Origin of the sequence: Brevundimonas staleyi, assembly GCF_041893865.1 — a bacterium.
Classification (GTDB): Bacteria; Pseudomonadota; Alphaproteobacteria; order Caulobacterales; family Caulobacteraceae; genus Brevundimonas; species Brevundimonas staleyi.
The window spans coordinates 1070204-1095387 of record NZ_CP169082.1 but is presented as its reverse complement, the minus strand read 5'-3'; the positions used below and the strand labels follow the sequence as shown (position 1 = coordinate 1095387).

Annotated in this window: 19 protein-coding genes and 1 pseudogene; 12 read left to right on the top strand and 8 right to left on the bottom strand. The window is 68.6% G+C overall.

Features of this window, described 5'->3' with window-relative positions; all coding sequences use genetic code 11:
- Positions 1-110: 110 nt before the first annotated feature.
- Positions 111-1847, top strand: a complete 1737-nt coding sequence (locus ACETK8_RS05515) for a M1 family metallopeptidase (protein ID WP_374038513.1) — start codon at positions 111-113, stop codon at positions 1845-1847.
- Positions 1847-3529 carry a M1 family metallopeptidase gene (locus ACETK8_RS05510; protein ID WP_374038512.1) on the top strand — a complete coding sequence of 561 codons (1683 nt, stop codon included), beginning with the start codon at positions 1847-1849 and terminating at the stop codon, positions 3527-3529. Before ACETK8_RS05515 ends, ACETK8_RS05510 begins: the two co-directional genes overlap by 1 nt.
- Positions 3530-3691: 162 nt before the next feature.
- Here the strand turns inward: ACETK8_RS05510 and ACETK8_RS05505 are convergent, their stop codons facing one another.
- Entirely contained in the window at positions 3692-4480 is a 789-nt protein-coding gene (locus ACETK8_RS05505; RefSeq protein WP_374038511.1) for a transglutaminase-like domain-containing protein, read from the bottom strand.
- A gap of 237 nt (positions 4481-4717) precedes the next feature.
- Here ACETK8_RS05505 and ACETK8_RS05500 point away from each other — a divergent pair, with 237 nt between their 5' ends.
- Positions 4718-6856, top strand: a complete 2139-nt coding sequence (locus tag ACETK8_RS05500) for a TonB-dependent receptor domain-containing protein (protein WP_374038510.1) — start codon at positions 4718-4720, stop codon at positions 6854-6856.
- Positions 6857-6909: 53 nt separating this feature from the next.
- On the opposite strand, the gene ACETK8_RS05495 is transcribed toward ACETK8_RS05500, so the two are convergent.
- The 4 genes from ACETK8_RS05495 to ACETK8_RS05480 all read right to left on the bottom strand — a co-directional run bounded on the left by ACETK8_RS05495 (position 6910) and on the right by ACETK8_RS05480 (position 11611).
- Positions 6910-9492, bottom strand: coding sequence for a TonB-dependent receptor domain-containing protein (locus ACETK8_RS05495; protein WP_374038509.1), 2583 nt, complete (start codon positions 9490-9492; stop codon positions 6910-6912).
- Between the two features lie 75 nt (positions 9493-9567).
- Positions 9568-10128, bottom strand: coding sequence for an HNH endonuclease (locus ACETK8_RS05490; RefSeq protein WP_374038508.1), 561 nt, complete (start codon positions 10126-10128; stop codon positions 9568-9570).
- Positions 10129-10248: 120 nt separating this feature from the next.
- The gene (locus tag ACETK8_RS05485) at positions 10249-10923 is read right to left on the bottom strand and encodes a trimeric intracellular cation channel family protein (RefSeq protein ID WP_374038507.1); all 675 of its coding nucleotides are present in this window, start codon (positions 10921-10923) and stop codon (positions 10249-10251) included.
- Between the two features lie 40 nt (positions 10924-10963).
- Entirely contained in the window at positions 10964-11611 is a 648-nt protein-coding gene (locus ACETK8_RS05480; protein WP_374038506.1) for a DNA-3-methyladenine glycosylase family protein, read from the bottom strand.
- A gap of 182 nt (positions 11612-11793) precedes the next feature.
- Here ACETK8_RS05480 and ACETK8_RS05475 point away from each other — a divergent pair, with 182 nt between their 5' ends.
- The 3 genes from ACETK8_RS05475 to ACETK8_RS05465 all read left to right on the top strand — a co-directional run bounded on the left by ACETK8_RS05475 (position 11794) and on the right by ACETK8_RS05465 (position 14880).
- A complete protein-coding gene (locus ACETK8_RS05475; RefSeq protein ID WP_374039352.1) occupies positions 11794-12918 on the top strand; it encodes a JmjC domain-containing protein in 1125 nt (374 codons plus the stop codon).
- A gap of 10 nt (positions 12919-12928) precedes the next feature.
- A complete protein-coding gene (gene gluQRS / locus ACETK8_RS05470; protein ID WP_374038505.1) occupies positions 12929-13795 on the top strand; it encodes a tRNA glutamyl-Q(34) synthetase GluQRS in 867 nt (288 codons plus the stop codon).
- 176 nt (positions 13796-13971) lie between these two features.
- Positions 13972-14880, top strand: coding sequence for a DMT family transporter (locus tag ACETK8_RS05465; RefSeq protein WP_374038504.1), 909 nt, complete (start codon positions 13972-13974; stop codon positions 14878-14880).
- 29 nt (positions 14881-14909) lie between these two features.
- On the opposite strand, the gene ACETK8_RS05460 is transcribed toward ACETK8_RS05465, so the two are convergent.
- Both ACETK8_RS05460 and ACETK8_RS05455 read right to left on the bottom strand, forming a co-directional pair.
- Positions 14910-15113 carry a cold-shock protein gene (locus tag ACETK8_RS05460; RefSeq protein ID WP_077356590.1) on the bottom strand — a complete coding sequence of 68 codons (204 nt, stop codon included), beginning with the start codon at positions 15111-15113 and terminating at the stop codon, positions 14910-14912.
- Between the two features lie 193 nt (positions 15114-15306).
- A complete protein-coding gene (locus tag ACETK8_RS05455) occupies positions 15307-16083 on the bottom strand; it encodes an extensin family protein (RefSeq protein WP_374038503.1) in 777 nt (258 codons plus the stop codon).
- 228 nt (positions 16084-16311) lie between these two features.
- On the opposite strand from ACETK8_RS05455, the gene ppk2 reads away from it, so the two are divergent.
- A complete protein-coding gene (gene ppk2 / locus ACETK8_RS05450; protein WP_374038502.1) occupies positions 16312-17058 on the top strand; it encodes a polyphosphate kinase 2 in 747 nt (248 codons plus the stop codon).
- 84 nt (positions 17059-17142) lie between these two features.
- On the opposite strand, the gene ACETK8_RS05445 is transcribed toward ppk2, so the two are convergent.
- Positions 17143-17523 (bottom strand): hypothetical protein, encoded by a 381-nt coding sequence (locus ACETK8_RS05445; protein ID WP_374038501.1) that lies wholly within the window; start codon positions 17521-17523, stop codon positions 17143-17145.
- Positions 17524-17636: 113 nt separating this feature from the next.
- On the opposite strand from ACETK8_RS05445, the gene uvrC reads away from it, so the two are divergent.
- The 5 genes and pseudogenes from uvrC to ACETK8_RS05420 all read left to right on the top strand — a co-directional run bounded on the left by uvrC (position 17637) and on the right by ACETK8_RS05420 (position 25178).
- Positions 17637-19544, top strand: a complete 1908-nt coding sequence (gene uvrC, locus ACETK8_RS05440; protein WP_374038500.1) for an excinuclease ABC subunit UvrC — start codon at positions 17637-17639, stop codon at positions 19542-19544.
- 339 nt (positions 19545-19883) lie between these two features.
- Entirely contained in the window at positions 19884-22940 is a 3057-nt protein-coding gene (locus ACETK8_RS05435; protein WP_374038499.1) for a DUF3857 domain-containing protein, read from the top strand.
- A 40-nt stretch (positions 22941-22980) separates the two neighbouring features.
- Complete coding sequence (locus ACETK8_RS05430; RefSeq protein WP_374038498.1) at positions 22981-23604, top strand: carbonic anhydrase; 624 nt, start codon at positions 22981-22983, stop codon at positions 23602-23604.
- A gap of 57 nt (positions 23605-23661) precedes the next feature.
- Positions 23662-24288, top strand: a pseudogene (pgsA, locus tag ACETK8_RS05425) (CDP-diacylglycerol--glycerol-3-phosphate 3-phosphatidyltransferase); the annotation flags it as partial.
- A gap of 155 nt (positions 24289-24443) precedes the next feature.
- Positions 24444-25178 (top strand): SIMPL domain-containing protein, encoded by a 735-nt coding sequence (locus tag ACETK8_RS05420; protein ID WP_374038497.1) that lies wholly within the window; start codon positions 24444-24446, stop codon positions 25176-25178.
- The last annotated feature ends 6 nt before the right edge of the window (positions 25179-25184 follow it).

The following is a 25184-nucleotide window of genomic DNA, read 5'->3' as shown; positions in this document are numbered from 1 at the left end:
TCGTCTGTCGGGATCACCTCCCGATCCAGTCCTCCACACCGTCTTTTCCATCTGGACCCCAGCCTTCGCTGGGGTGCACGGTGACGAAGAAGTTTGAGGGGATTGGACGAATGACCAAATCGAGTCTGCGTGCGACGAGCATTGCTGCTCTGGCATTGGCGCTGGCGGCCCAGCCCGCCGCCGCCCAGGACGCCCCCGCCCGAGAACCGACCGCCTTCACCCTGGAAACCGACCAGCCGCGCACGCCGGAGCAGGAGGCCGTCCGCTTCGACAAGGCCGATGTCTCCATCAAGGTCCTGCCGGAGACCAAGTCCATCGAGGGCGTCGCCGTCCTCGACTTCACGGTCCTGTCGCCCATCCAGCGTCTGGCGGTCGAGCTCGACACCCTCTTCACCATCTCCGAGATCAAGCTGGACGGAGAGGTCGTGCCCGCCGACCGCTGGTCCAATCCCGAAGGCCGGTTGACGGTCGAGGTCCCGGCCGGCCTCGCCGAGGGCGCCACCCCCACCCTGACCATCACCTATGGCGGTCAGCCCCGCACGGCCCCGCGCGCGCCCTGGAACGGCGGCTGGGTCTGGTCGACCGCCCCGACCGGAGAGCCCTGGATCGGCACGGCGGTCCAGCTGAACGGCTGCGACCTGGTCTGGCCCTGTATCGACAACTCCCACGCCGAGCCGGGCCAGCTGGACATGCACGTCACCACGCCCGGCAATGTCTCCGCCCCCGGCCCCGGCGTCTTCACCGGCATGACCGAGAACGCCGACGGGACCAAGACCTGGAGCTGGAGCATCAAGACCCCGAACATCTATGCGGGGATGATCAATGTCGGCCCCTATGAGGAGATGACGGCGGGCTACCAGAGCCGCTTCGGCAACACGATCCCGATGCACTACTGGCACCTGCGTTCGGACGATCCGGCCAAGGTGGAGCGGCTGTTCGGCGAGTTCTCCCGGATGCTCGACTTCTTCGAATCGACCATCGGCCCCTACCCGTTCGGCGACTCCAAGATGGGGGTGGTGGAGACGCCCTACCTCGGCATGGAGCACCAGACGATCAACGCCTACGGCAACGAGTACCGGATCGACGACCGGGGCTACGACTGGCTGCTGCAGCACGAGTTCAGCCACGAATGGTTCGCCAACCAGCTGACCAACGCCAACGCCGACCACATGTGGCTGCACGAGGGGCTGGGCTCCTACATGCAGCCCCTCTACGCCCGCTTCCTGCACGGCGAACAGTTCATGCAGGCCGAGCTGAAGACCCAGCGCATGGGGCTGGTCAACGCCTTCCCCGTGGTCTCGCGCACCGACCGTTCGGTCAACGCCGTCTATGGCGGCTCGGAAGGCCCCGGCGGCGACATCTACAACAAGGGCTCGCTCATCGCCCACACCCTGCGGATGACGCTGGGCGACGAGGACTTCTACGAAGCCATCCGTCGTCTGGTCTACGGCCGCCCCGACCCGCGCCCCGGCAATTTCGCCCCGCGCCTGGCCACGACCCAGGACTTCAACGCCATCGTCAATCAGGTGACGGGCCAGAACTACGACTGGTTCTTCGACGTCTATCTCTACAACGCCGCCCTGCCCAAGCTGACGGAGACGCGCACCGGCGATCAGCTGACCCTGGCCTGGGACACGAACGGCCTGCCCTTCCCCATGCCGGTCGAGGTCGAGATGAACGGCGAGGTCCAGACCGTCCCCATGCGCGACGGCCGGGGCTCGCTGACCGTCCCAGCAGACGCCACGATCCTGATCGACCCGCAGAACAAGCTGCTGCGTCAGCTGGATCTGGTCGACGACCTCCAGGCCTACAACCGCACCCAGCGCGCCGCCCGGACCGCCCGTTGATGCTTCGGGGTCTCGTCTTCGCCCTCGCCCTGCTGGCGGCCGCCCCGGCGCTCGCCCAGGAGCGGCAGTCCACCCCCTTCACCCTCGAAAGCGGCCAGCCCCGCACGCCGGAGCAGGAGGCCGTCCGCTTCGATCAGGCCGACCTGACCCTGAAGATCATCCCCAACCAGAAGCGGATCGAGGGCGTGGCGACGCTCGACTTCACCGTCACCTCGCCGATCCGACGGCTGGCGGTGGAGCTGGACACGGTGCTGGCCATCTCGGAGGTCCGGCTGGACGGCCAGGTGCTCCCGGCCGACCGCTGGTCCAACCCCGAGGGCCGGCTGACCGTCGAGATCCCCGATGGCCTCGCCGTCGGCGCGACCCCGTCCCTGACCATCGCCTATGCCGGAGCCCCCCGCGTCGCTCCCCGCGCGCCCTGGTCCGGCGGCTTCGTCTGGTCCCAGACGCCGGACGGCCAACCCTGGATCGCCACGGCGGTGCAGGGCGAGGGCTGCGACATCTTCTGGCCCTGCATCGACCATCCCCTGTCCGAGTCCGGCCGGGTCAATCTGCACATCACCGTGCCGACCGGCCTTGTCGCCCCGTCCAACGGCCGCTTTCTGGGGTCGGAAGATCACGGCGACGGCTGGACCACCTGGAACTGGTCGGCGGCCAATCCGAACACCTACGCCATCGCCCTCAACATCGGCCCGTATGAGGAGACGACGGCGACCTATCACAGCCGCTTCGGCAACAGCTTCCCCATGTCCTTCTGGCATCTGAAGTCGGACGATCCGGAGAAGGTCGCGGCCCTTTTCGCCGAGTTCAAGCCGATGCTCGACTTCTACGAGGCGACGGTCGGCCCCTTCCCCTTCGGCGACGAGAAGATGGGGGTCGTGGAGACCCCGCACCTGGGCATGGAGCACCAGACCATCAACGCCTACGGCAACCAGTATCGTCTCGACGGCCGGGGCTATGACTGGCTCCTGCAGCACGAACTGGCCCACGAGTGGTTCGGCAACCAGATGACCAACATCGACGCCGACGACCTGTGGCTGCACGAGGGTCTGGGCGCCTATATGCAGCCTCTCTACGGCCGCTGGCTGCACGGCGACCGCTATCTCCAGACCGAACTGGCGGAGATGCAGCGCGATCTGGTCAACGAACACCCCGTCGTCACCGGCCGTCATCGCACGGACGCGGAGGTCTCCAACGGCCCTGGTAACGACATCTATTTCAAGGGCGCCCTGTTCGCCCACACCCTGCGCCTCCTGATCGGCGACGAGGCCTTCTTCCGGTCGATCACGACCCTGGTCTACGGTCGCCCGGATCCGCAGCCGGGCAACTTCACCACCCTTTATCGCTCGACCCAGGACCTCATCGACATCGTCAATCAGAACACAGGCCAGGACTACGGCTGGCTGTTCCGGGGCTATCTGATGAACGCCGCACTGCCCGATCTGGTGCAGACGCGCGAAGGCGACCGCCTGTCGCTGCATTGGGTCACCGGCGACGGCGCCGACTTCCCCCTGCCGGTGGAGGTCGAGATCGACGGCCGGGTCCAGACGCTCGCCATGACCGGCGGCCGGGGCGAGGTCGCCGTGCCCGAGGGCGCCCACGTCCTGATCGACCCCGCCAACAAGGTCCTGCGCCGCCTGCCCTTCATCGAGGCCTACCGGGCAAGCAGGCCGGATCGCTAGGCCGCTTCTCCCTCCCCCTCGGGGGAGGGTCGTCGCGAAGCGACGGGGTGGGGAGGGCCAGGCGACGTGGCGACGGACTGTGGGGGCCTTGCCTTGCTGTCCCCACCCGGTCTCCGCTGCGCTCCGACCACCCTCCCCCGAGGGGGAGGGAAAGCCTCGTGACTAAGCCGCCACCCGCTCCGGCCCATCCTCCGCCACGGCCGAGATCGCCAGTCGCACCATCTCGCAGGTCCCCTGCGTCGACAGAAACGCGATGTCCGCCGCATCCCGCCCGCACGCGATCCGCACCAGTCCCTCGATCGGCGCCAGCCCGGTCGGATCGACCAGCCACCAGCCATTCGACAGCCAGACCTCGAAGATGGCGTGGAAGTCCGGCGGCGTCAGCTGGTGGGCATAGGCCCCCACCGCCCGCGCCGGAATGCCCGAGGCGCGGCACAGGGTGATGCCCATGTGGGTGAAGTCGCGGCACACCCCGGCCCGGTCGATGAAGGTCCGCGCCGCCGTCGTCTCGGAGTTCGAGACGCCGCGCTCATAGTCGATGTTCTCGGCGATCCAGTTCAGGATCGCCAGCACCCGCTCCCCGCCCGTGGTCTCGCCGAACTGGCGCTCCACGAACCGGCCGAATTGGTCCGACGGGCAGTAACGGCTGGGCCAGAGATAGGTCAGGACCTCGGCCGGCAGGTCGTTCCAGTCGTGCTGCGTCACCCCCGGCGGCAGACCCATCAGCTTGCCGTTGTCGACCAGCGCCTCATAGGTCAGCCCCACCTCGCCCGACAGGCGCGCCCGCAGGGTCCGGGCGCCGAACTCCACATCCTCGTCCTCGTGCAGTTCCTGCGTTGGGGAGACCGTCAACCGTTCCTCCAGGATGTCCTGGCCCGGCCAGTGGGCGACCTGGATCTTGTAGATCGCGTCCGTCGGCGGATCGAAACGGTAGACGAGCTCGGCGCGCACGCGAATTTTCATAGGCGACCTTGGGGGACTGGATGCGAGGGGGCCGAGCCGTCAACGTCGCGCATGGGCGGCCGTTCCGGATCGGGCTGCGTCCTCTAGCGGGGTCCTGTGACGGAAGCGAGACCCGCCTCTTCAGAGGGGTGCGACCCTAGCGGTCGATTGTCGCGCCCCCGACGGAAGCCTTGCCTTTCTCAGTTGCGAAACAGATTGAGACGCACTCGCAAATAGGGGATCAAAGTGCGCCACCGTCATCTGTTCGTTTCCACCGTTCTCGCCGCCGGCGTCTTCGCCGTTCCGGCCGCCGCCCAGACCGTCGCGATCGCGCAACAGGCCTCCTCCCAGGTCGAAGACGTGGTCGTCACCGCCGCCGGCTTCGAACAGCGGATCGAACAGGCCCCCGCCTCCATCAGCCTGATTTCCGGCGAGACCATCCGCAGCCAGCGCGCCGGCTCCCTGGCCGAAATCCTGTCCGACGTGCCCGGCGTCGACGTCGGCGCTCCGGTCGGCAAGACCGGCGGCCTGACCATCAATATGCGCGGCCTGGGCTCCGACTACACCCTGGTCCTGATCGACGGCCGTCGCCAGAACGCCGCCGGCAGCGTCACCCCGAACGGCTTCGGCGAGACCTCGTCCAGCTTCCTGCCGCCCGTCTCGGCCATCGAGCGGATCGAGGTCGTGCGCGGTCCCGTCTCGACCCTCTACGGTTCGGACGCCATCGGCGGCGTGGTCAACATCATCACCAAGAAGGTCGGCGACCAGTGGGGCGGGTCGTTCTCGGCCAATGCGACGCTGCAAGGCGACGACGAGTTCGGCAACCTCTACGGCGGCGACCTCTACGCCAGCGGCCCCCTGGTCGCCGACGTTCTCGGCGCGGCCCTGCGCGGCTCTTATCTGACCCGCGAGGAATCGGCCCTGACCTATGAGACGGTCAACGGCGTCTCGACCCCGGTCACCGGCTTCGGCCGCAGCTCGACCGAGAGCGAGATCTGGACCCTGGGCGGCCGCCTCAGCCTGAACGCCCACCCCGACCACGACCTGTGGCTGGACCTCGACGTATCGCGCCAGTGGTACGACAACGCCGCCGGCCAGATGGGCACCAACACGGTCGCCGGCGGCTATGCCGACGCGCTTGAGTTCAACCGCGATCAGGCGGTCCTGGCCCACAACTGGCGCCTCGGCTTCGGCGAGTTGCAGTCCACCCTTTCCTACGGCCAGACCGAAACCATCGGCCGCATCGTGCCCCCCGGCGTCCCCGGCGCCGGCTCGGCCCGCGCGCTTGAGACCGAGAGCGTCATCTTCGACACCAAGCTGTCGTCCCAGTGGCGCAACCACACCTTCACCCTGGGCGGCCAGTACTGGGACGCGACCATGACGGACGGGGTCGCCCCGACCCAGTTCGAGTTCACCCAGTGGGCCCTGTTCGCCGAGGACGAATGGCGCTTCACCGACACCCTCGCCCTGACGCTCGGCGGTCGCTACGACAACCACTCCACCTTCGGCGGCCACTTCAGCCCGCGCGCCTATCTGGTCTGGAACGCGAACGGGAACTGGACCGTCAAAGGCGGCGTCAGCCAGGGCTTCAAGACCCCGCGCCTGGAGCAGCTGGCCCCCGGCATCAACGGCTTCGGCCAGCAGGGCCGCCTGCCGCTGCTGGGCTCGCCCGGCCTGACGCCGGAAACATCGACCGCCACCGAGGTCGCCGTCTTCTATGACAACCGAGACAATTTCCGCGCCAGCTTCACGGTCTTCAACAACCAGTTCGAGGACAAGATCGCCTCGGGCCCGGCCCTGACCAACTGCGCCTTCGGCGTCTCGGCCGCCAACTACGCGGCCGGAAACTACAACAAGACGAACTGCACCGACGTCGGCTTCTTCCCGAACGCCGCCACCTTCGGCCAGAGCGTCAACATCGACGAGGCCGTGACGCGCGGCGCCGAGGCATCGGTCCGCTGGGGCTTCGCCCCCGACTGGAGCCTCAGCGCCAACTACACCTACACCGAGAGCGAACAGAAGTCGGGCGCCTCGGCCGGCCAGCCCCTGACCGACACGCCCGAGCATATGCTGAACGCGCGTCTGGCCTGGCAGACCACCGACCGTCTCTCGACCTGGATCCGGGGCGAGTACCAGTCGGAACGCTACCGGGGCGAAGGCCCCGCCCGCGTCGCGCTCGGCGACTACAAGAGCTACGAGCTCTTCCACCTCGGCGGCTCGTATGAGCTGAACGACCGGGTCACCCTCAACGCCGTCGTCTACAACGTCTTCGACAAGGACTTCGTGACCCTGCTGCCCTACGGCACGCCGGTCGCCTATGGCACGGAATACGCCAACAACCAGGAGCCCCGCCGCCTCTGGCTCTCGGCCCGCGTCGACTTCTAAGGCCTGAAACGAAAGAGCCCCCGGACCATGCAGGTCCGGGGGCTTTTTGCCGTCTAGAAGGTCCGCGTCAGCCCCACGCTGAACACCCGCCCGCGCGGGTCGGCGACCACCGGGTCATAGCCCAGTGTGAACTGGGCCAGCGGCGGATCGCGGTCCGTCACGTTCACCACCCCCAGCGACAGCTCCAGCGCCTCGCCCACCGAGCGGGTGTACAGCAGGTCCAGCGTCGTCTGGCTGGCGATGGTCGTATCGGTGATGCCGCTGCGGTCGTTCGAATAGCCGGCCGTGTAGTGGACGAGCGCCGTCACCCCCTGCACCGCGTCGCTCCAGCCCAGGCCGAACTCGCCCCGATCCTCCGGCAGGGACCGGCCGATGTTCGACAGATTGGTCGAGCCGACGCCCGACACCACGGGCGCGCCCGCCGCCAGCCTCACGTCATAGCGATCCACATGGGTCCAGCCCGCCGACACGGTCGCCCGCCCGCCGAACAGATCCCGGCCATAGCGCGCCGCCAGATCCAGCCCCTCCGTCTCGATCGACGAGGCGTTGATGAAATAGAGCTGCACGAAGGTCAGGGCGCCGCTGGCCGAGCGGGTGATCCGCGCCTGCGCCGGCGTTCCCGTCCGGCCCGCCGCCGTATCCGCCGCCGCCTGGTCGATGATCGCCTGAGCGGCCTCCTTCACCACCAGATTGCGATAGTCGAACCGCCAGGCGTCCACGCTGAACTCCAGCCCCTCCAACGGCCGCCAGACGGCGCCCAGCGTCAGGCTCTCGGACTCCTCCGGCCTCAGGTCCGCATCGCCCGAGGTCAGGGTGTTCACGAACACGAAGGCCCCGCGGTCGAACACCGACGGCTGCGACGCCTGCGCCCCCGTCAGGGCATAGACAGACGGCGCCCGATAGCCCTGGCTCCAGGCCGCCCGCACCGCCAGGGTGTCGGTCGCATCCCAGCGCACGGCGACCTTGGGGCTCAGCTCGCCCTGGTCGCCGTCATAGGCCTCGTACCGCGCCGCCAGCTGCGCCTCGATCCGGTCGCCCAGCTTGACCCGCGCCTCGGCGAAGGCGGCCAGCGCCTCCTGATCCCCCTCGAAGTCCGGCGAGAAGCCCGCCGTCAGCAGGTCGCCCGCATTGACCAGATCGCTCCAGTCGTGACGGAAACTGCTCCTGCGATACTGGCCGCCCATGGCCAGCGACACCGACCCGCCGCTCCAGGCCAACGCCTCGCCCCCGACCGAACCGTCCACTGTGATCAGACCCGCCGCCCCGCGCAGTCCGGTCGAGCCGATCAGGCTGGCGATCAGCTCCGGGCTGTTCGCCGTCCCGGTCCCCAGATGGGCGCTGCCGAACGGGTTGAACCAGCGACCGCCGACGCCGTTCAGGGCGTTCTGAAGCGCGCTGCCGATGGTGTCGGGCTTGTCGTAGTCGACATGCTGGCGGCTGGCCGTCGCCGACAGATCCCAGGTCCAGCCGTTGTCGAACTCCCCTGCGGCCCCGCCCGCCAGACGCCAGGTCTCATAGGCGAAGTCGGCATGCGACGCCCCGGCCTCGGCGCCCAGCAGACGCCCCCGGAACAGCACCGCTTCGCCGAACGGATTGTCCGGATGGTTGGCGGGCACAGTCAGCGACCGCGCCAGGATCGGCAGGGACGGCGACTGCCGCGCCACCGTCTCGGTCGAGGCCCACGCCCCCTGCAGCCAGAAGTCCGTCGAGCCCACGGCCTTGCGGTAATCCGCGAACGCTTGCGTCCGCGTCTCCTCCGGCACCAGGTCGAAGAAGTCCGAGTAATCCAGACGGCAGAACGTATCCGCCGCGCTGTTACGATAGGCCTCGGGGAAGGCCGCATTCCCGCACGCCGGATCGGGCGCGAAGCCGTTGGTGCTCGGCCGGAAATAGGAGCCCGGCTGGCCATAGCTGGTCACCGCCGTCCAGGCCGCCCGGCCGTAGCGCGCCGCCTGGGTGAAATCCCGCTCGTCCGAGCCCAGGCCCGAGCGATGCAGGTGCGACGCCGCCAGCGTCAGGTCGCCGCCGAACACCTCCAGCCCGCCGATGGCCTGGACCGTCGTCTGGTCCGCCCCGTCCGCCGCCGAATAGCTGACGCTGACCTCCGGCCGCTCCACCCGCCGACGCGTGACGAAGTTCACCACCCCGGCCACGGCGTCCGAGCCATAGATGGCCGAGGCCCCGTCCTTCACCGCCTCGACCCGCTCCAGCGCGATCATGGGGATCAGGGAGTTGATGTCGACATAGGCCGAGCCGTCGGTCGCCACGACCGCGCTGTTGGTCCACCGCTGTCCGTCCACCAGAACCAGGGTCGAGCCCAGCCCCAGGTTCCGCAGATTGAACTGGGCCGTGCCCGAGCTCTGCGGCTGGTTCAGCTGGTCGATCTGGGCTTCAGAGCCCGAGTTGGCCGTGAACAGGGCCAGCATCCGCGACGCATCGTCCACGCCCGCCGCCTGCAACGTCCGCCGATCCAGCACCTCCACCGGCGCGATCCGCTCGGCCCCCGCGAGCCGCGATCCGGTGACGACGATGTCATCGACCCGCTCGGCTCCCTGCGGCGTCTGGGCGTATGCGCCCCCCGCCGTCAGCACGGTTGAAACGCAGGCCCCAGCCAGCAGGCTCGAACGGAAACGCATGAAACGGACTCATACAGCACGGCCTTGCCGCGGAAGGCCGCCCGTATGGCACGACCCGACCCCCGCCCGCCAATGCTAAGGTTCGAGTTCGATGTCCCAGTAGAGGTAGTCGAGCCAGCTCTGGTGCAGATAGTGGGGCGGAAAACGCCGCCCGGCCTCCTGCAGCTGGAAGGCGTTCGGCCGGTGCGGCGCCCGCCGGATGGGCATATGCGCCTGCTGCGGCGTCCGCCCGCCCTTCCGGAGGTTACAGGGCGAACAGGCCGCGACGATATTCTCCCAGGTCGTCCGCCCGCCCCGGCTGCGCGGAATGACATGGTCGAAGGTCAGCTCTGCCGTATCGCCGCAATACTGGCAGGTGAAGCCGTCGCGCAGGAAGACGTTGAACCGGGTGAAGGCCGGGCTGCGGTTCTGGTCGACATAGGACTTCAGCGCGATGACGCTGGGGATCTGCATCTCCAGCGAGGGGCTGCGAACCACCTTGTCGTAGACGGACACCACGTCCACGCGATCCTGATAGACCGCCTTCACCGCCTCTTCCCACGGCCAGAGCGACAGGGGGTAATAGGACAGCGGGCGGAAATCGGCGTTCAGCACCAGGGCCGGATAGCCGGACGGCGGCCGTTGAAGGACCTGCATCAGACCCTCCCGCTCACGCCGGAAATCGAGGAAATCGGACTGAAGACGTCTCTCCTTCTCTCTAGTGAAGGAAGCCTACGCCCGATTCGCCTGCACCGCCATGACGGCTGTGCAGTGGTTTCATGACGCCCGTCTGCGGAACAGCCCGCCGGGGAAGCCGGGCAGGCTCCAGCCCCAGGCCAGGGCCCCGGCCCGAAGCGCGAAACCGGCCGTCGCCGCCACGCCCGCGGCCGGCCACTGATCCAGCCCCAGCTGGCGCAGCACGACATAGACGGTGGCCGCCGTCAGGGCCGCCGAAATGGTGATCTCTCGCCTGAGCAGGATCGACGGCTGACCTGCGAGAATGTCGCGAATCATGCCGCCGCAACAGGCCGTCAGCGCCCCCATGACGATGCAGATCAGGGGCGGCACGCCGAATGCCTCGGCCTTGGCCGCGCCCATGACGCCGTAAGCGCCCAGACCGACGGCATCGAGCCACAGCAGGGCGCGAAACCGCCACTCGCCCGCCCCCACGATCCAGACCGCCAGCGCCCCGCCCAGACAGACGGCGATATAGCGCCAGTCCGCGACCCAGAAGACCGGCGCCCCGATCAGCAGGTCCCGCAGCGTACCCCCGCCCACGCCCGTGATGGCGGCGAAAAAGGCGAAGGTGACCAGGTCGTGCTTCTCCCGCGCGGCGGCCAGGGCCCCGGTCGCGGCGAACACCGCCACGCCCGCGAAGTCCAGCGCGCCCAGCACCGTCTCCGGATGGGCGAGCGCGGGGCTGATGAGTTCAGGATGTACGAGGCCGGTCACGCGTTTCCTGTATCCCTATCGGCTCGCGCGCGGCGCTCGCCTACTTGAGGGAATCGTCTAGCACGATCTGTCCCTTCTTCACCCCGCCGTACCAGGCCCACAGCAGATGGCTGGCTGCGGCCCGGTGCGGCCGCCAGATTTCCGCCCGCGCATAGGCCGCCTTCGTGTCCGGCCGATGCTCCAGCCGATCCGCCCACTTGATCGCTTCCTGAAGCGCGATGTCCCCGCCCGGAAACACGTCCGTCCGCCCGTCGCAGATCAAGAGATAGGCCTCCGCCGTCCACAGCCCGACACCCTTCAGCGACACCAGGGCCGCGATCGCCGCCTCATCGTCCAGGGTCGACAGGTGGTTCAGATCGACCGTGCCATCCAGCTGCGCCCGCGCGATCCCCTGGCCATAGGTCGCCTTCTGGCGCGACAGCCCCATCCCCTTCAGGCTCTCCAGATCGTGGGCCAGAAGCGTCTCCGGCGTGATCTCCCCCAGCCCGGCCTGCAACCGCGCCCAGACCGAGGCCGCCGAGGCCAGCGACACCTGCTGATCCACGATCATCCGGAACAGTCCGAGAAATCCTCGATCCCCGCGCCGCCAGTCGAACACCGGTGTCTGGGCGTGCGCCCGCTCCAGCGCGGGGTCCAGCCGCACCAGTTCCTCGCGGGCGGCTTTCAACTCGTCGGGCGTCAGCGGCATTCGGGTCCAGTCTATGAACGGGGGGCGACCTCGGCGTTCGGCCGGGTTCGTTCTGAACCAGGTTTCGGACGCGATCACGCGTCCATTGCGTCTCGCCGACCATGACGGCCGGAAACCGCCATACGCGCCGGGCGAAGACGAGACTTGCACCTGAGGCCGAGGTGCGCTCACCCTTGCGTGACATGAAGACCTTCGCCGACCTGATCCACCCCGTCACGCCCGAAGCTTTCGCCGGCCTGCGCGGAGAGCCGCTGCACATTCCCGCCGAGCCGGGCGCGCCCAAGCGGTCGATCATGGAATGGGCGACGCTGAACCGCCTGCTGACCCAGGTGTCCAACTGGACGCCCGCGAACCTGAAGCTGGTTCACAACGGCGAGCCGGTCGCGGCGGACCGGTATTGCATCGTGGCTCGGACGGAGGCGGGTCCGGTGCTTCGCCCCTCGCCCGCCAAGGTCGAAGTGCTTCTGGCTTCGGGCGCCAGCCTGATCCTGGACGAGGTCCGCGACCTGACCCCGGACATCCAGGCCCTCTCAGAGACGCTCGGACAGGAATTCGCCGCCCTGATCGGCGCCAACCTCTACTGCTCCTTCGGCGGCGTACAGGGGTTCGGCACCCACTACGACCTGCACGACGTGTTCGCGATCCACTGCGAGGGTGAAAAGGTCTGGCGCCTCTATCGCAACCGGGCGCCCGATCCCGTGGCGCCGCCGTCGGAGGCGGACCCGCGCGCCTATTACACGGCCACGCGCGGCCCCCTGGTCCGGGAGGTGGTGATGCGGCCCGGCGATGTCCTCTACCTGCCGCGCGGCTGGTATCACGACGCCCTGGCGACGGAGGGGGTCTCGCTTCACCTGACGATCTCGGTCACGCCCCTGTACGGCCGCATCCTGTTCTCCCTGCTCGAACAGGCGGCGATGCAGGATCCGGCCTTCCGGGCCTGGCTGCCGCCCGCTCAGGCCGAGGACGGCAAGGCCCTGTCCGCGCACCTGGCGAGGCTGGCCGACCGTCTGGCCGCGATCATCAAGTCGCCCTTCTTCGGCGACGAGATCGCCATGACCCAGGCCCGCCTGCTGCCGCGCCCGCCCCGTTACGCCCTGCCCGAACGACCGTCGCTGACCTTCTACAGGCCGACCGGCCTTATGGGTCCGATAACCCGCGGCCCGGCTTCCGCCGCGATGGACTGGGCCTACTCGCAGGCGAGCTTCGCGATCGAAGACCTGTCGGCGCAGTTTGATTTCGTGCCGGAGGCGGCGTTGCGTCAGGCCGTCGCCGAGGCCGAGCGCGCCGGCGCCTTGCAGCGCCTCTAACATCCGCGACATGGCCTTCGTCACGCGTTTCGCGCCGTCGCCCACGGGCCTCCTGCATCGCGGCCACGCCTTCTCCGCCCTGACGGCCTTCACCGCTGCGCGAGAGGCCGGCGGCCGTTTCCTCCTGCGCATCGAGGACACCGACTTCACCCGCTGCCGCCCGGCCTATGAGGAGGCCATCCTCGACGACCTGAAATGGCTCGACCTCGACTGGGAACAGCCCGTTCGCCGCCAGTCCGAACACCGCCCCGACTACGACGCCGCCCTCGACCAACTCCGCGAACTCGGCGTCCTCTACCGCTGCTTCCGTACACGGAAGGAATTGCTGGCCCTGGCCGGCATGGCGCCCCACGCCGACGATCCAGCGGACGCCCAGGCCTTCGCTGGCGGCCCCCTCTCGCCCGACGAGGAGGCCGAGAAACTCGCCGCCGGCCAGCCCTTCGCCTGGCGCCTCTCTCTCGCCGCCGCTCGCGACCGTCTCGGCGGCTTCGAGCACCTCACCTGGGTCGAGGAAACCGCCGGTCCGGGCCAGAAGACCGCCACGCCCGAACGCCTCGGCGACATGGTGCTGGGCCGCAAGGACATCGGCGCCGGCTATGTCATCGCCTCGGTCGTCGACGATGCCCTGCAAGGGGTCACCTACGTCATCCGGGGCGAGGACCTGATCGAGACGACCTCGATCCAGCGTGTTCTTCAGGCCCTGCTGGACCTGCCGACGCCGGTCTATCGCCACCATCCGCTGCTTCTCGGTCCCGACGGCAAGCGCTACGCCAAGCGGGACGGATCGGTGACCCTCGCGGCGCTGCGCGAGGCAGGCGTGACGGCGCAGGAGCTGAGGGAAGAACTCGGCTTCCGATGCGTTTTCCCTCTCCCATAGGGAGAGGGCTTGAGCACACGACGGCTTGCCGTCGTCCTCGTGCGAAAGGGTGAGGGGTTACGGTGCGTCCGGCCTCACACCGTAACCCCTCACCCTTTCGGCTAAGGACGCATCGCTTCGCTCTGCGAGCCTCAATCCCTCTCCCACCGGGAGAGGGTAAGGTCTAATGCGACACCATGCCTCGCCCCTCCCCGCGCCTCCTCCCCCTGATCGTGGTGCTGGTTTCCGCCAGCATCCTCGGCCTCGCGCCCATTCTCGTGCGCCTGACCGAGACCGGCCCTGCGGCGGCAGGCTTCTGGCGGCTGCTCTTCGCCCTGCCCCTGCTGCTCGTCCTGACCGGCCGTCCCGGCGGCGAAGGCTTCGGCCGTCCGTCCAAATGGATGATCCTCGCCGGCCTCTTCTTCGCCTTCGATCTCAGCTTCTGGCACTACGGCATCGTCATGACCTCGGTCGCGAACGCCACGGTGCTCTGCAACCTGACGCCCGTCGTGGTCACCCTGGTCGGCTGGATCGTTTTCAAGGAGCGTCCCGCCCGCCTGTTCATCCTGGCCCTCGCGCTGGCCATGGGCGGGGCCTTCGCCATGGCGGCGGGCGCCAAGCCCGGTCAGGGGACCAATCCGCTGCTGGGCGACATCTTCTCAGTCTCGGTCGCCCTCTGGTACTCGGGCTATTTCCTGACGGTGAAACAGGCGCGGACCACGGCCGGCGCCCTGCGCATCACCTTCTGGGCCACGGCCGCGGGCATTCCCGTCATGGGCGTCGCCGCCCTTCTGCTGGGCGAGGACATGATTCCCGCCACAGCCGCCGGCTGGGCCGCCTGCGTCGGCATGGGGGTCATGCATGTCACGGGTCAGGGCGGCGTCGCCTGGGCTCTGGGCAAGCTGCCCGCCTCCATCACCGCCGTGACCATCCTGATCCAGCCGATCGTCGCCGCCGCCCTGGGCTGGCTGATCTTCGGCGAGACCCTGTCGCCCGTTCAGGCCCTGGGCGGCGCCCTCGTCATGGGGGCCATCGTCCTCGCCCAATGGTCCAACCGGGCCAGAACGAAAACGGGCGCGGCTCCCGAAGGAACCGCGCCCGCCTAGATCACTTCAGCGATCCTGATCCGGATGGATCAGAGAAGCTTCAGGTCCACGGCCGAGGTCTTGCCGCGCTGGGATTCCAGCTCGTAAGAAACCTTGGCGTTTTCATCGAGGCCCGTCAGGCCAGCCTTTTGAACGGCCGTGATGTGAACGAACACATCAGCGCCGCCGCTTTCCGGCTGGATGAAGCCGAAGCCTTTCGTGGGGTTGAACCACTTGACCGTACCGGTCGCCATTGTTGCGTCTCCATAAACGCGCTTTTCCAGGCGGACGCCCTTTCTGAGGGGTCCGACAATCCATCTGGATAGGCTCGTTCATAGAAGGAGCTGAACGCAGGTTTGGACCCCACGCGAAATCCGGATTGCGCAGGTGTTCTCCCCCACCCGCAAAGCCCGGTCAACAGGAAACGATTCGTGCATGAGGCGAGCCTCAGGCGCGAGGACCTGTCACGCAGAGGCCGCGAGGGGCTCCATCGAGGTGAAGATGATCCCTGTGGGCCTCATTGTAGTCGGGCGTCAGCACGGTCGAGAACACCCGGCACGCCCCGTCCCGCAGCCGCCTCAGGAAGCCGGAACCCTCTGTTCCATTGGGACCTTGTCCGCTCCAGTCCTCCAGAACCGACACCGTTCGCCCGTCCTCCAGGGTCACCGAGGCGACGTCCAGCGCATTGGCCCGCGCATGTTCGCTCGGCCGGTCCTGCACGTCCTGCGACCCGTAGATCCGGCGGCACGAATAGGTGCCGAAGTTGTTCACCGCGACCGCCCGCGAGCCGTAGATCGCCTCCGCCGTCGGCTGCAGGACCTGTCGGTCCCAGATCACATAGCGCACCGCCAGCGGACATTGCATGATCAGACCGCCGGGTCTCAGGGGCGTCACCGCCCCTCCGGTGATGGTGACGGCCCCCTGCACCTGACAGAAGCCGCCGTCGTTCCGGTCCTCGGCCCGCCTTACCTCGACGCCCGCGTCCCTCAGGGTCTGGATACAGGCGTCGGTCGCCCCGGCGACCTCCTCGGGCGCCGCGCCGAACGGCACCTGGAAGTCCGCCACCTTGGCCCCGGTCGCCTGACCCACCGGATGGTTCAGGTCCAGCGGCTTCCACGGCAGGTCCTGCGGCGGGGCGAAGGCGTTCAGCAGGGCGAAGGCCGCGCACACGCCCAGCGCCAGCTCCCACATCAGGTTCCAGAAATCGGCGAAATCGCGCTTCATGCCCCCTGACAATGGTCGGACGGGCGTTTGGTGACAATCGCCAACCCATCTCCGTCACCCTCGGGCTTGTCCCGAGGGCCCATCTGTCCGCCGCAGGGCCAGGGAAACCGCGCGAACTGTTGCCCCATGGATCCTCGAGACAAGCCCGAGGATGACGGAATATGGGGTTGGCGCTGGACCCCAGCCTTCGCTGGGGTGCACGGTATGTGGAGAAGCGGAGGATTTCGGATGGGCAAGAAGAACGACTACGAGACCGAGCTGGAGGCCCTGCAGATCGAACTGGTCGCCAGCCAGGCCTGGGCCATCGAACAGGGGCTGAAGGTGCTGATCGTGCTGGAGGGCCGCGACACCGCCGGCAAGGACGGCGCCATCAAGCGGATCACCGAATACGCCTCCCCGCGCCAGACCCGCGTCGTCGCCCTGCCCAAGCCCACCGAGCGCGAAACCGGCCAGTGGTATTTCCAGCGCTACGTTCCCCACCTGCCGGCCGCGGGCGAGATCGTCCTGTTCAACCGCTCCTGGTACAACCGGGCGGGCGTCGAGCCGGTCATGGGCTTCTGCACTCCCGAACAGCACGAACAGTTCCTCGACGACGTGCCGCGCTTCGAGAAGATGCTGACCAACTCCGGCGTCATCCTCATCAAGCTGTGGCTCGACATCTCCAGGGACGAGCAGGCCAAACGCCTGGCCGAGCGGATGACCGACCCCTTGAAGCGGTTCAAGGTCTCGTCGCTCGATGCCGAGGCCCAGGCCCGCTGGGACGCCTATACCGAGGCCCGCGACCGCATGCTGGCCGAGACCCACGCCAAGGACACGCCCTGGACCGTCATCGCCACGGACGACAAGAAGACCGCCCGCCTCAACATCATCCGTCACATCCTGCACCGGCTGGATCGTCCGGATGCGAAGGTCGGCAAGACCGACAAGGATGTCGTCTTCGACGGCGCCCATGCGAAGGGCCGCCTCGGCAAGTAGCGCGGCCCCTCAATCATCACCGGCGCCTTGTCATCCCGGCCGCAGCGAAGCGGAGAGCCGGGACGGGATGACAAGGTTGAGACCTTAGTTAGGGCTGTACGGCACTTCAGTCTCGGACCGCGGCGCGACCGCCTCGTTCGCCCGTCGTGTCGCGGCCGCTGCATCGTTCGCAGGAGCGGGTCGCGACGCGGCGGCGGGCGTCGGAGCCGGAGCCGGAGCCACGGTCACAGCCGGAGCCGGAGCCGGAGCCGCCTCGGCCTCTTCCGTCTCCTCCGCCTTCGGCTCCTCTTTTTTGGCAGCAGTCTGCGGCTGGGCCACCGGGGCCGGCGCGTCCTTATCGATCGGCACGGCGTCGATATAGTCGAGCGTCTGCGTCGGCGTCCCGTCGGGCCCGACAGGCTGGGCTTCCTGCCCACAGGCGGCCAGAAGACCACAGAGACCGACCGCCAGAACGATGCGCCGCATGAGACATTCCCCTTCGCCGGGGTCGCGGCCCCGGTCGCCCGGAACCTCCGCCATTCTAGGAGACCGATCAAGCCGCTCTGACAGATCGCCGCGCACCGCCTATATTCGCCGCGATGACCGTGGAGACGCCCGCTTCTGATTCGACGCCGCCCACGTCGCCCCCTCTGGTCGCCGCCGACCTGATCCGCGACGAGGCCCGGCGCGCGCCCGACAAGCCGGGCGTCTATCGCATGTACGGCGAGGACGGGACCTGCCTCTATGTCGGCAAGGCGCGCTCCATCAAGAAGCGCATCCTCCAGTACGCGCAAGGGCGCTTCCACACCCAGCGCATCGGCCTGATGGTCTCACTGACCCGCTCGATGGAGCTGGTGGTCACGGCCTCCGAGACCGAGGCCCTCCTTCTCGAATCCAACTTCATCAAGAAGCTGAAGCCCCGCTTCAACGTCGTGCTCCGCGACGACAAGTCCTTCGCCGAGCTGATGATCCGAAAGGACCACCGCGCGCCCCAGGTCCGGAAGCATCGCGGCTCTCATTCCACCCCCGGCGAGTATTTCGGCCCCTTCGCCTCGACCTGGGCGGTGAACCGGACCCTGAATACCCTGCAGAAGGCCTTCCTCCTGCGGTCCTGTTCGGACAGCGTCTACGAGACCCGCACCCGCCCCTGCATGCTGCACCAGATCAAGCGCTGCTCGGCCCCCTGCACCGGCCTGATCAGCCTTGAGGACTACGGCGACCTGGTCGAGGAGGCGTCGCTGTTCCTGCGCGGCAAGTCGCGCGCCGTCATCGGCCGCCTGTCCGACGAGATGTCCGCCGCGGCCGAGGCCATGGACTACGAACAGGCCGCCCGCGTCCGCGACCGCATCCGGGCGCTTTCCGCCATCGCCATGGAGAACTCCGTCAGCGCCGACAGCGTGCCCGAAGCCGACGTCTTCGCCCTGTTCTCCGAAGGCGGTCAGGCCTGCGTCCAGGTCTTCTTCTACCGCGCCGGCCAGAACTGGGGCGGCCGCGCCTATTTCCCGCGCGTGGACAAGTCCGACACGGACCCGGAGATCCTGTCGTCCTTCCTCGGCCAGTTCTACGAGGACAAGCCTGTCCCGCGCCTGATCCTCTCCAACGTCGTCCCGTTCGAGAAGGAACTGCTGGAAGAAGCCTTCTCCATGAAGGCCAAGGAGGCGGACGGCCGTCGCGTCGTCTCCATCGAACGGCCCCAGCGCGGCGACCGCAAGGGCCTGGTCGACCACGCCCTGACCAACGCCCGCGAGGCTCTGGGCCGCAAGATGGCCGAAGGCTCGGCGCAAGGCAAAATCCTCGACGAGGTCTGCGAGGCCTTCGGTCTGGACGCCCGTCCCGAGCGGATCGAGATCTACGACAACGCCCATATCCAGGGCACGAACGCCGTCGGCGGCATGGTCGTCGCCGGCCCCGAAGGCTTCCAGAAGTCCCAGTACCGCAAGTTCAACATCAAGGACACGGACCTGACCCCCGGCGACGACTACGGCATGATGCGCGAGGTCATGCGCCGCCGCTTCAGCCGTCTGGTCAAGGACGAGGAAGAAGGCGCGGAAGAGGTGCTGCGCCCCGACCTCCTCCTCATCGACGGCGGCGCCGGACAGCTGGCCGAAGTCCAGGCCGTGCTGGCCGATCTGGGTCTGGACGACATCCTCGCCGTCGGCGTGGCCAAGGGTCCGGACCGCGACGCGGGGCTGGAGAGGTTCTTCGTCCCCGGCAAGCCGCCCTTCATGCTGCCCCTGAAATCGCCGGCCCTCTACTACATCCAGCGGCTGCGCGACGAGGCCCACCGTTTCGCCAACGGCGCCCACGCCAAGCGCCGCTCCATGGACATCAAGAAGAACCCGCTCGACGAGATCGAGGGCGTCGGTCCCGGTCGCAAGAAGGCCCTGCTGCACGCCTTCGGCTCCGCCAAGGGCGTGGGCCGCGCCGCCGTCGTCGATCTGGAGAAGGTCGACGGCATCAACCGGGCGCTGGCCGAACGCATCCACGGCTTCTTCCGCAAGGCCTGAGCGTCTACCTCATCTAAGAATATTTTCTCTCCCGACGCTTGCGCAGCCGGGGCTCAGCCACCACGTCCGGGCCTGGTCTTTGACAACCGCATCCTCGAACCGCCGGAATTTCGCATAATCTGGCACTCCGGGTCAGCCTTTCCGGCGACAAGTCATTGATTTTGTTCGCTTGGCACGGTGGCACTTGGCACTCCAAATTCCAAAACAGTGCCAACCGGAGCTTGCACTGTCCTGCACTCGGAATTCCGGAAACAGTGCAGATTGTCGCTGGATCGCCCGCTCCGCTGGCCCGCTCCACGTTCCGTGCTAACCTCTGCGCGAACGAGGGGGATCACTGAAGTGCGCGTATGGGTCTGGGCCTTGGCGGCTCTGATGCTGCTGATCGGTGCGCCGGCTTTCGCCCAGGAGGTGGAGCGCGCCCGGACGCCGGAGTGGGTCCAGCCGCCGATCGTCGACGTCGCCGTCTCCGCGCCGGACGGCGCCCCGATCCGGATCCTGAACCAGGACGAGCAGACCCGGTTCACCGCCCACGGCGTCGACACCTACACCCTGCGCCGCAGCCGCATCCAGACGGCCCAGGGCCTGGGATCGCTCAGCACCATCACCGCCTCCTGGTCCCCGCCCAGCCAGACCATTCAGGTCCACTCGGTCCGTATCTTTCGCGGCGATCAGGTCATCGACGCTCTGGACGGCCAGGAGTTCCAGCTGCTGCGGCGGGAGAACAATCTGGAATCCTCCATGCTGGACGGCGTCCTGACCGCGACGCTTCAGCCGCGCGATCTGCGCGTCGGCGACATTCTGGAAACCGCCTTCACCATCCATGACACCGGCGGCGTCCTGGCCCCGCATCGCGAGCTTCTGGACGGGCTGAACGTGGGGACCGTCATGGACCACTACCGGGCCCGGGCGACCTGGCCGTCCGACATGGCGATGCGCTTCCGGGGGATCGGCGACTGGGCCGAGGTCCGGCCGCGTCAGGCGGGCAACCAGTGGGCCCTGGAGATCGAGGAGCGCGACCTCCAGCCCGCGCGCCTTCCCGAGAACCTGCCGCCCCGGTTCTATCTCAACCGCACCGCCCAGTTCACCGACTTCCGCAGCTGGGCCGAGGCCGCCGAGACCATGGTTCCGCTCTATGCGCGCGCCGAGACGCTGGAGAGCGGCTCGCCCCTGACCGCGGAGATCGAGCGCATCCGCGCCGAGAACGCGACCCCGGAGGCCCAGACCGCCGCCGCCCTTCGACTGGTTCAGCAACAGGTCCGCTACGTCGCCCTGTCGATGGGCGAGGGCGGCTACGTCCCCGCCTCCGCCGACGACGTCTGGCGCGCCCGCTACGGCGACTGCAAGGGCAAGACGGCGCTGCTTCTCGCCCTGCTTCACGGCCTCGGGGTCGAGGCGGTTCCCGCCCTGGTCAGCACCCGCCTCGGCGACGGCCTGAACGAGCGGCTGCCGCTGATCGCCTGGTTCGACCACATCATCGTCCGGGTCGAGATCGACGGCCGGACCTACTGGCTCGACGGCACCCGGCCCGACGATCGCGATCTGGCCGCGATCCACCCGCCGTCCTTCCACTGGGCCCTGCCCGTCCGTGCGGGCGCCGATCTGGAAGAGATCGTCGTGCCCCCGGTCGAGATCCCGCTGAACACCATCACCGTGACCTTCGACGCCTCCACGGGCCTGGACGCCGAGGGCGCCCTGCACATGGACATCGCCTATACGGGCGACGCCGCGACCGCCTTCCGCCGTCAGGTGGCGACCATTCCGGCCGCCCAGATGCAGACCCTTCTGATGTCCGCCTTCGACAAGGGCGACCAGATCAAGGTCGGCTCGGTCGATACCCGCTACGACGAGCACGACAACACCTTCCACCTGCTGATGACCGGAACCAGCCGGATGGCCTGGATCGCCGGGTCCGGCGGCCGGGTTCTGACGCTCAACGACACCATCCTGGCCACCCCGACCCAGCCGGCGCGCGCCGACCTCTACGCCGCCTGGAAGGACGCGCCCTATTCCAACGCCCATCCGATCCGCTCTCAGGGCCGCACGCGCATCATCCTGCCGAACGGCGGCGAGGGCTTCCGGATCGAGGGGTCCGAACAGACGATCGAGTCCGGCGGCTACCGCCTGGAGCGCACGGCCCGGATCGTCGACGGCGTGGCCGACATCACCATGACCACCACCAGCCTGACCGACGAGGTCTCGGCCGCCGACATGGCCGCCGCCCGGACCCGCAACGAGAACCTCAGCGGCACGGTGGTCCGCATCCGCGCCCCGGCCGGCTATGCCGCCACCGCCGCCGACCGTGCGCGGCTCGAGGCCGCCGACAGCGACGTCGACGACCTGATCGAACGGGCCGAACGGTTGACGGAGGCCGAGGATTTCGCGGGCGGCCTGGCCCTTCTGGACGCCGCGGTCGCTCTGGAGCCCGACAACTCCAAGGCGCGCATGGCGCGCGGCGAGGCCCGGCTGAACAACGACGACTATGCGGGCGCGCAAGAGGATTACGACCACGCCGCAGACTACGATCCGGCCGATGTCGACGCCGTCCTCGGCCAGGGCCGCGTCCAGCTCGCCGATGGTCGTCCGCGCGAGGCGGTGGTCAGCTTCGCCGTCGCCCTGCGCCTCGACCCCGGCAATGTGGTGGGCCTGTGGGGTCGCGGCACGGCCTACTACCAGATCGGCCGGCTGGACCGCGCGCTCGACGACTTCCGGGCGCTGAAGACCGCCGCCCCCCATCTGATCGCGGGCCCCAGCCGCGAACTGCGCATCCTCACCCGGCTGGATCGCCGCGACGAGGTGCGGGGCCTGATCGCCGAACGGCTGGCGGAAACGCCGACCGACTATCTGGCTCTGGACGCCGGTCTGCGTCTGGCCAAACGGGAAGGCGCGCCGTCCCGCGCCCTGCCCGCCCTGGACGCCGCCCTGGTCGTCGCTCCGGACAATGTCGACATCCTGGCCCTGCGCGGTCGCGCACGCGCGGCGGCCGGCGATGCGAACGGCGCCCGCGCCGACTTCGCCGCCATGCGCGCCCTGACGCGAGAGGATCCGGTCCTTCTCAACAACGTCTGCTGGGCCCAGGCCCTGGCCGGCTTCGACCTCGACCTGGCCCTGATCGACTGCGACGCGGCCATCGCGGGCGCCGAAGAGGCCGGCTTCATCGACAGCCGCGGCATGGTCCTCTTGCAGATGGATCGCTACGCCGAGGCGAAGACGGCCTACGACCAGGCCCTGGTGGACCGGCCGAACCAGCCCTCGTCCCTCTATGGACGCGGCCTCGCCCGCCTCGCGCTCGGGGAAACGGCCGGTCGCGCGGATATCGACCGGGCCGTCGCCATCGGCGCCGACGCACCGGAGAATTTCGAGGTCTTCCTGGCCCGCCATCCGGAGCTCGCGCCCTGATCGACTTGGCGGGACGGCTTGGTTGGGGCATTCAGCGCCCATGACCGACGATGCGAACGACCCCCTGATCTCCGGCTACCACCGCTTTCGCGCCGACCACTGGCCGGCCGCCAAGGCGGAGTACGAGGCCCTGGCCGCCGGCCAGACGCCCCACACCCTGATCGTCGCCTGTTCCGACAGCCGCGCCGACCCGGCCCTGATCTTCGACGCCGCGCCCGGCCAGCTGTTCGTGGTCCGCAATGTCGCCAACATCGTTCCGCCCTATGAGCCGGACGGCCTGCTGCACGGCGTCTCGGCGGCGCTGGAGTTCGGGGTCAAGGCGCTGAACGTCCGCCGCATCGTCGTCATGGGCCACGCCCACTGCGGCGGCGTCGCGGCCATGCGGAACGGCGCCCCCGACAGCGTCCAGGACTTCGTCGCCCCCTGGATCGCGCAAGGAACCCCCGTCGTCCGCCACGTCGCCGAGACCGTCGATCCGGCCGAAGTCGAACAGGCGTCGGAAGAAGCCGTCGTCCGCCTCTCCATCCGCAACCTGCGCACCTTCCCCTGGATCGCCGAGCGCGAGACGGCCGGCGCCCTCGAGCTGATCGGCCTGCATTTCGGCATCGCCGAAGGCATCCTGCGCAAACTCACCGCAGCCTCCCGCTTTGAACCGCTAAGCTAGGCGCGCGTTCGCTCAAGACCGCCTATGCTGCCCCCGCAGCGCGATACCGGAAACGACATGTCCCCCACCCATCACCACAACCCCATCCCCAACATCCTGACGGGCCTGCGCCTGATCGCCGGGGTGGTGATGTTCCTGATCCTGGCGGGGGCGACCGGCGGGGTGCCGATCCTTTCGGCCTATCTGAGCCCGGAGGATCAGTTCGGCCTCTATCGCGCGGCCTTCTACATCTTCGTCGTCGCCGCCTCGACCGACTGGGTCGACGGCTATCTGGCCAGGCGGTGGAAGGCCGAGACGCGCTGGGGCGCCATCCTCGATCCCATCGCCGACAAGGTCCTGGTCACCGGCGCGATCCTGGGCGTTCTGACCTCCGGCTCCGTGCCCCAGATCGCCATCCCCTGCGGCCTCATCCTGTTCCGCGAGTTCGCTGTCTCGGCCCTGCGCGAAACCATCGCCGGTCGCGTGACGCTGGAAGTCACCCTCCTTGCCAAGTGGAAGACCATGCTCCAGCTGGTCGCCCTCGGCTGCCAGCTGTTCGCCCGCAACTGGGACGGCTTCGGCCTGGACTTCGACTATCTGCCCTGGTTCCAGCTCTTCGCCGACAGCCTGATCTGGTTCGCCGCCATCGCCACCGTCTGGACCGGCTGGCAGTATTTCGACACGGCCCGGAAGTCGCTGGCCGAGCCGGACCCGGAGCCCACCCCGGCCCCGGTCAAGCGCGCCCCGCGCGAGCCGCGCACCATCCACGCCGGCCCGCCGCCGGAAGGCGAGGACCACTCGCTGGACCTGCCCTCCCCCGACGACCAGCGGAGCTGACCGCCCCTCAAAGGAGTTTCGTGATGCCGTTCCTCCGCCTGACCGTTCTCGCCCTCGCCCTGGCCTCTCCGGCCGTCGCTCAGGAGGCCCGGTTCGACGGGCCGGTCATCGTGGTGGAGGGGCGCGGCACGGCGGAGCGCAACCCCGACGATTTCTTCATCTCGGGCGAACTGCGGGCCCACGGCCCCAATCAGGTCGCCGCCCTTCAAGCCATCGCCGCCGCCCAGACCCGCCTGACCGAGGGGCTGGCGGACATGGACGGGCTGACCGCCGGCCGCCTTCGTAACCAGAGCTTCGCCGTGAACCCCGTCAGCCGCGACAACTGTTCCGAAACCCGTCGCGACGAGGACGCCTGCGCCATCGGCGCCTACTCCGCCCGCATGGCCTTCACCTTCAAGGGACGTCCGGTCGATCAGGCGGGCAACGCCGCCTCACTGGCCGCCGAGCTCGGCGCCACCGCTGTCGGCGTCTCGGGGGTCGAGGTCGAGGACCGGGCCGCCCTGCGCGCTGAGGCCAATCGTCTGGCTTTCGCCGACGCCCGCCGTCAGGCGGAAACCTTGGCCGAGGCCAGCGGCCAGAGGATCACCGGCATCGTCCGGGTTCAGGACCGCAACGCGCGCCTGGGCGACAACGACTCCGGCGCCGTCGACGACGTCGTCGTCACCGGCTCTCGCATCCGGCCGACGGTCGCCATCCCGCTGGCCCAGCCCCCGGTTCAGGCTCAGGCGACCCTGACCGTCGTCTTCTCGGTCGAATAGCCCGAA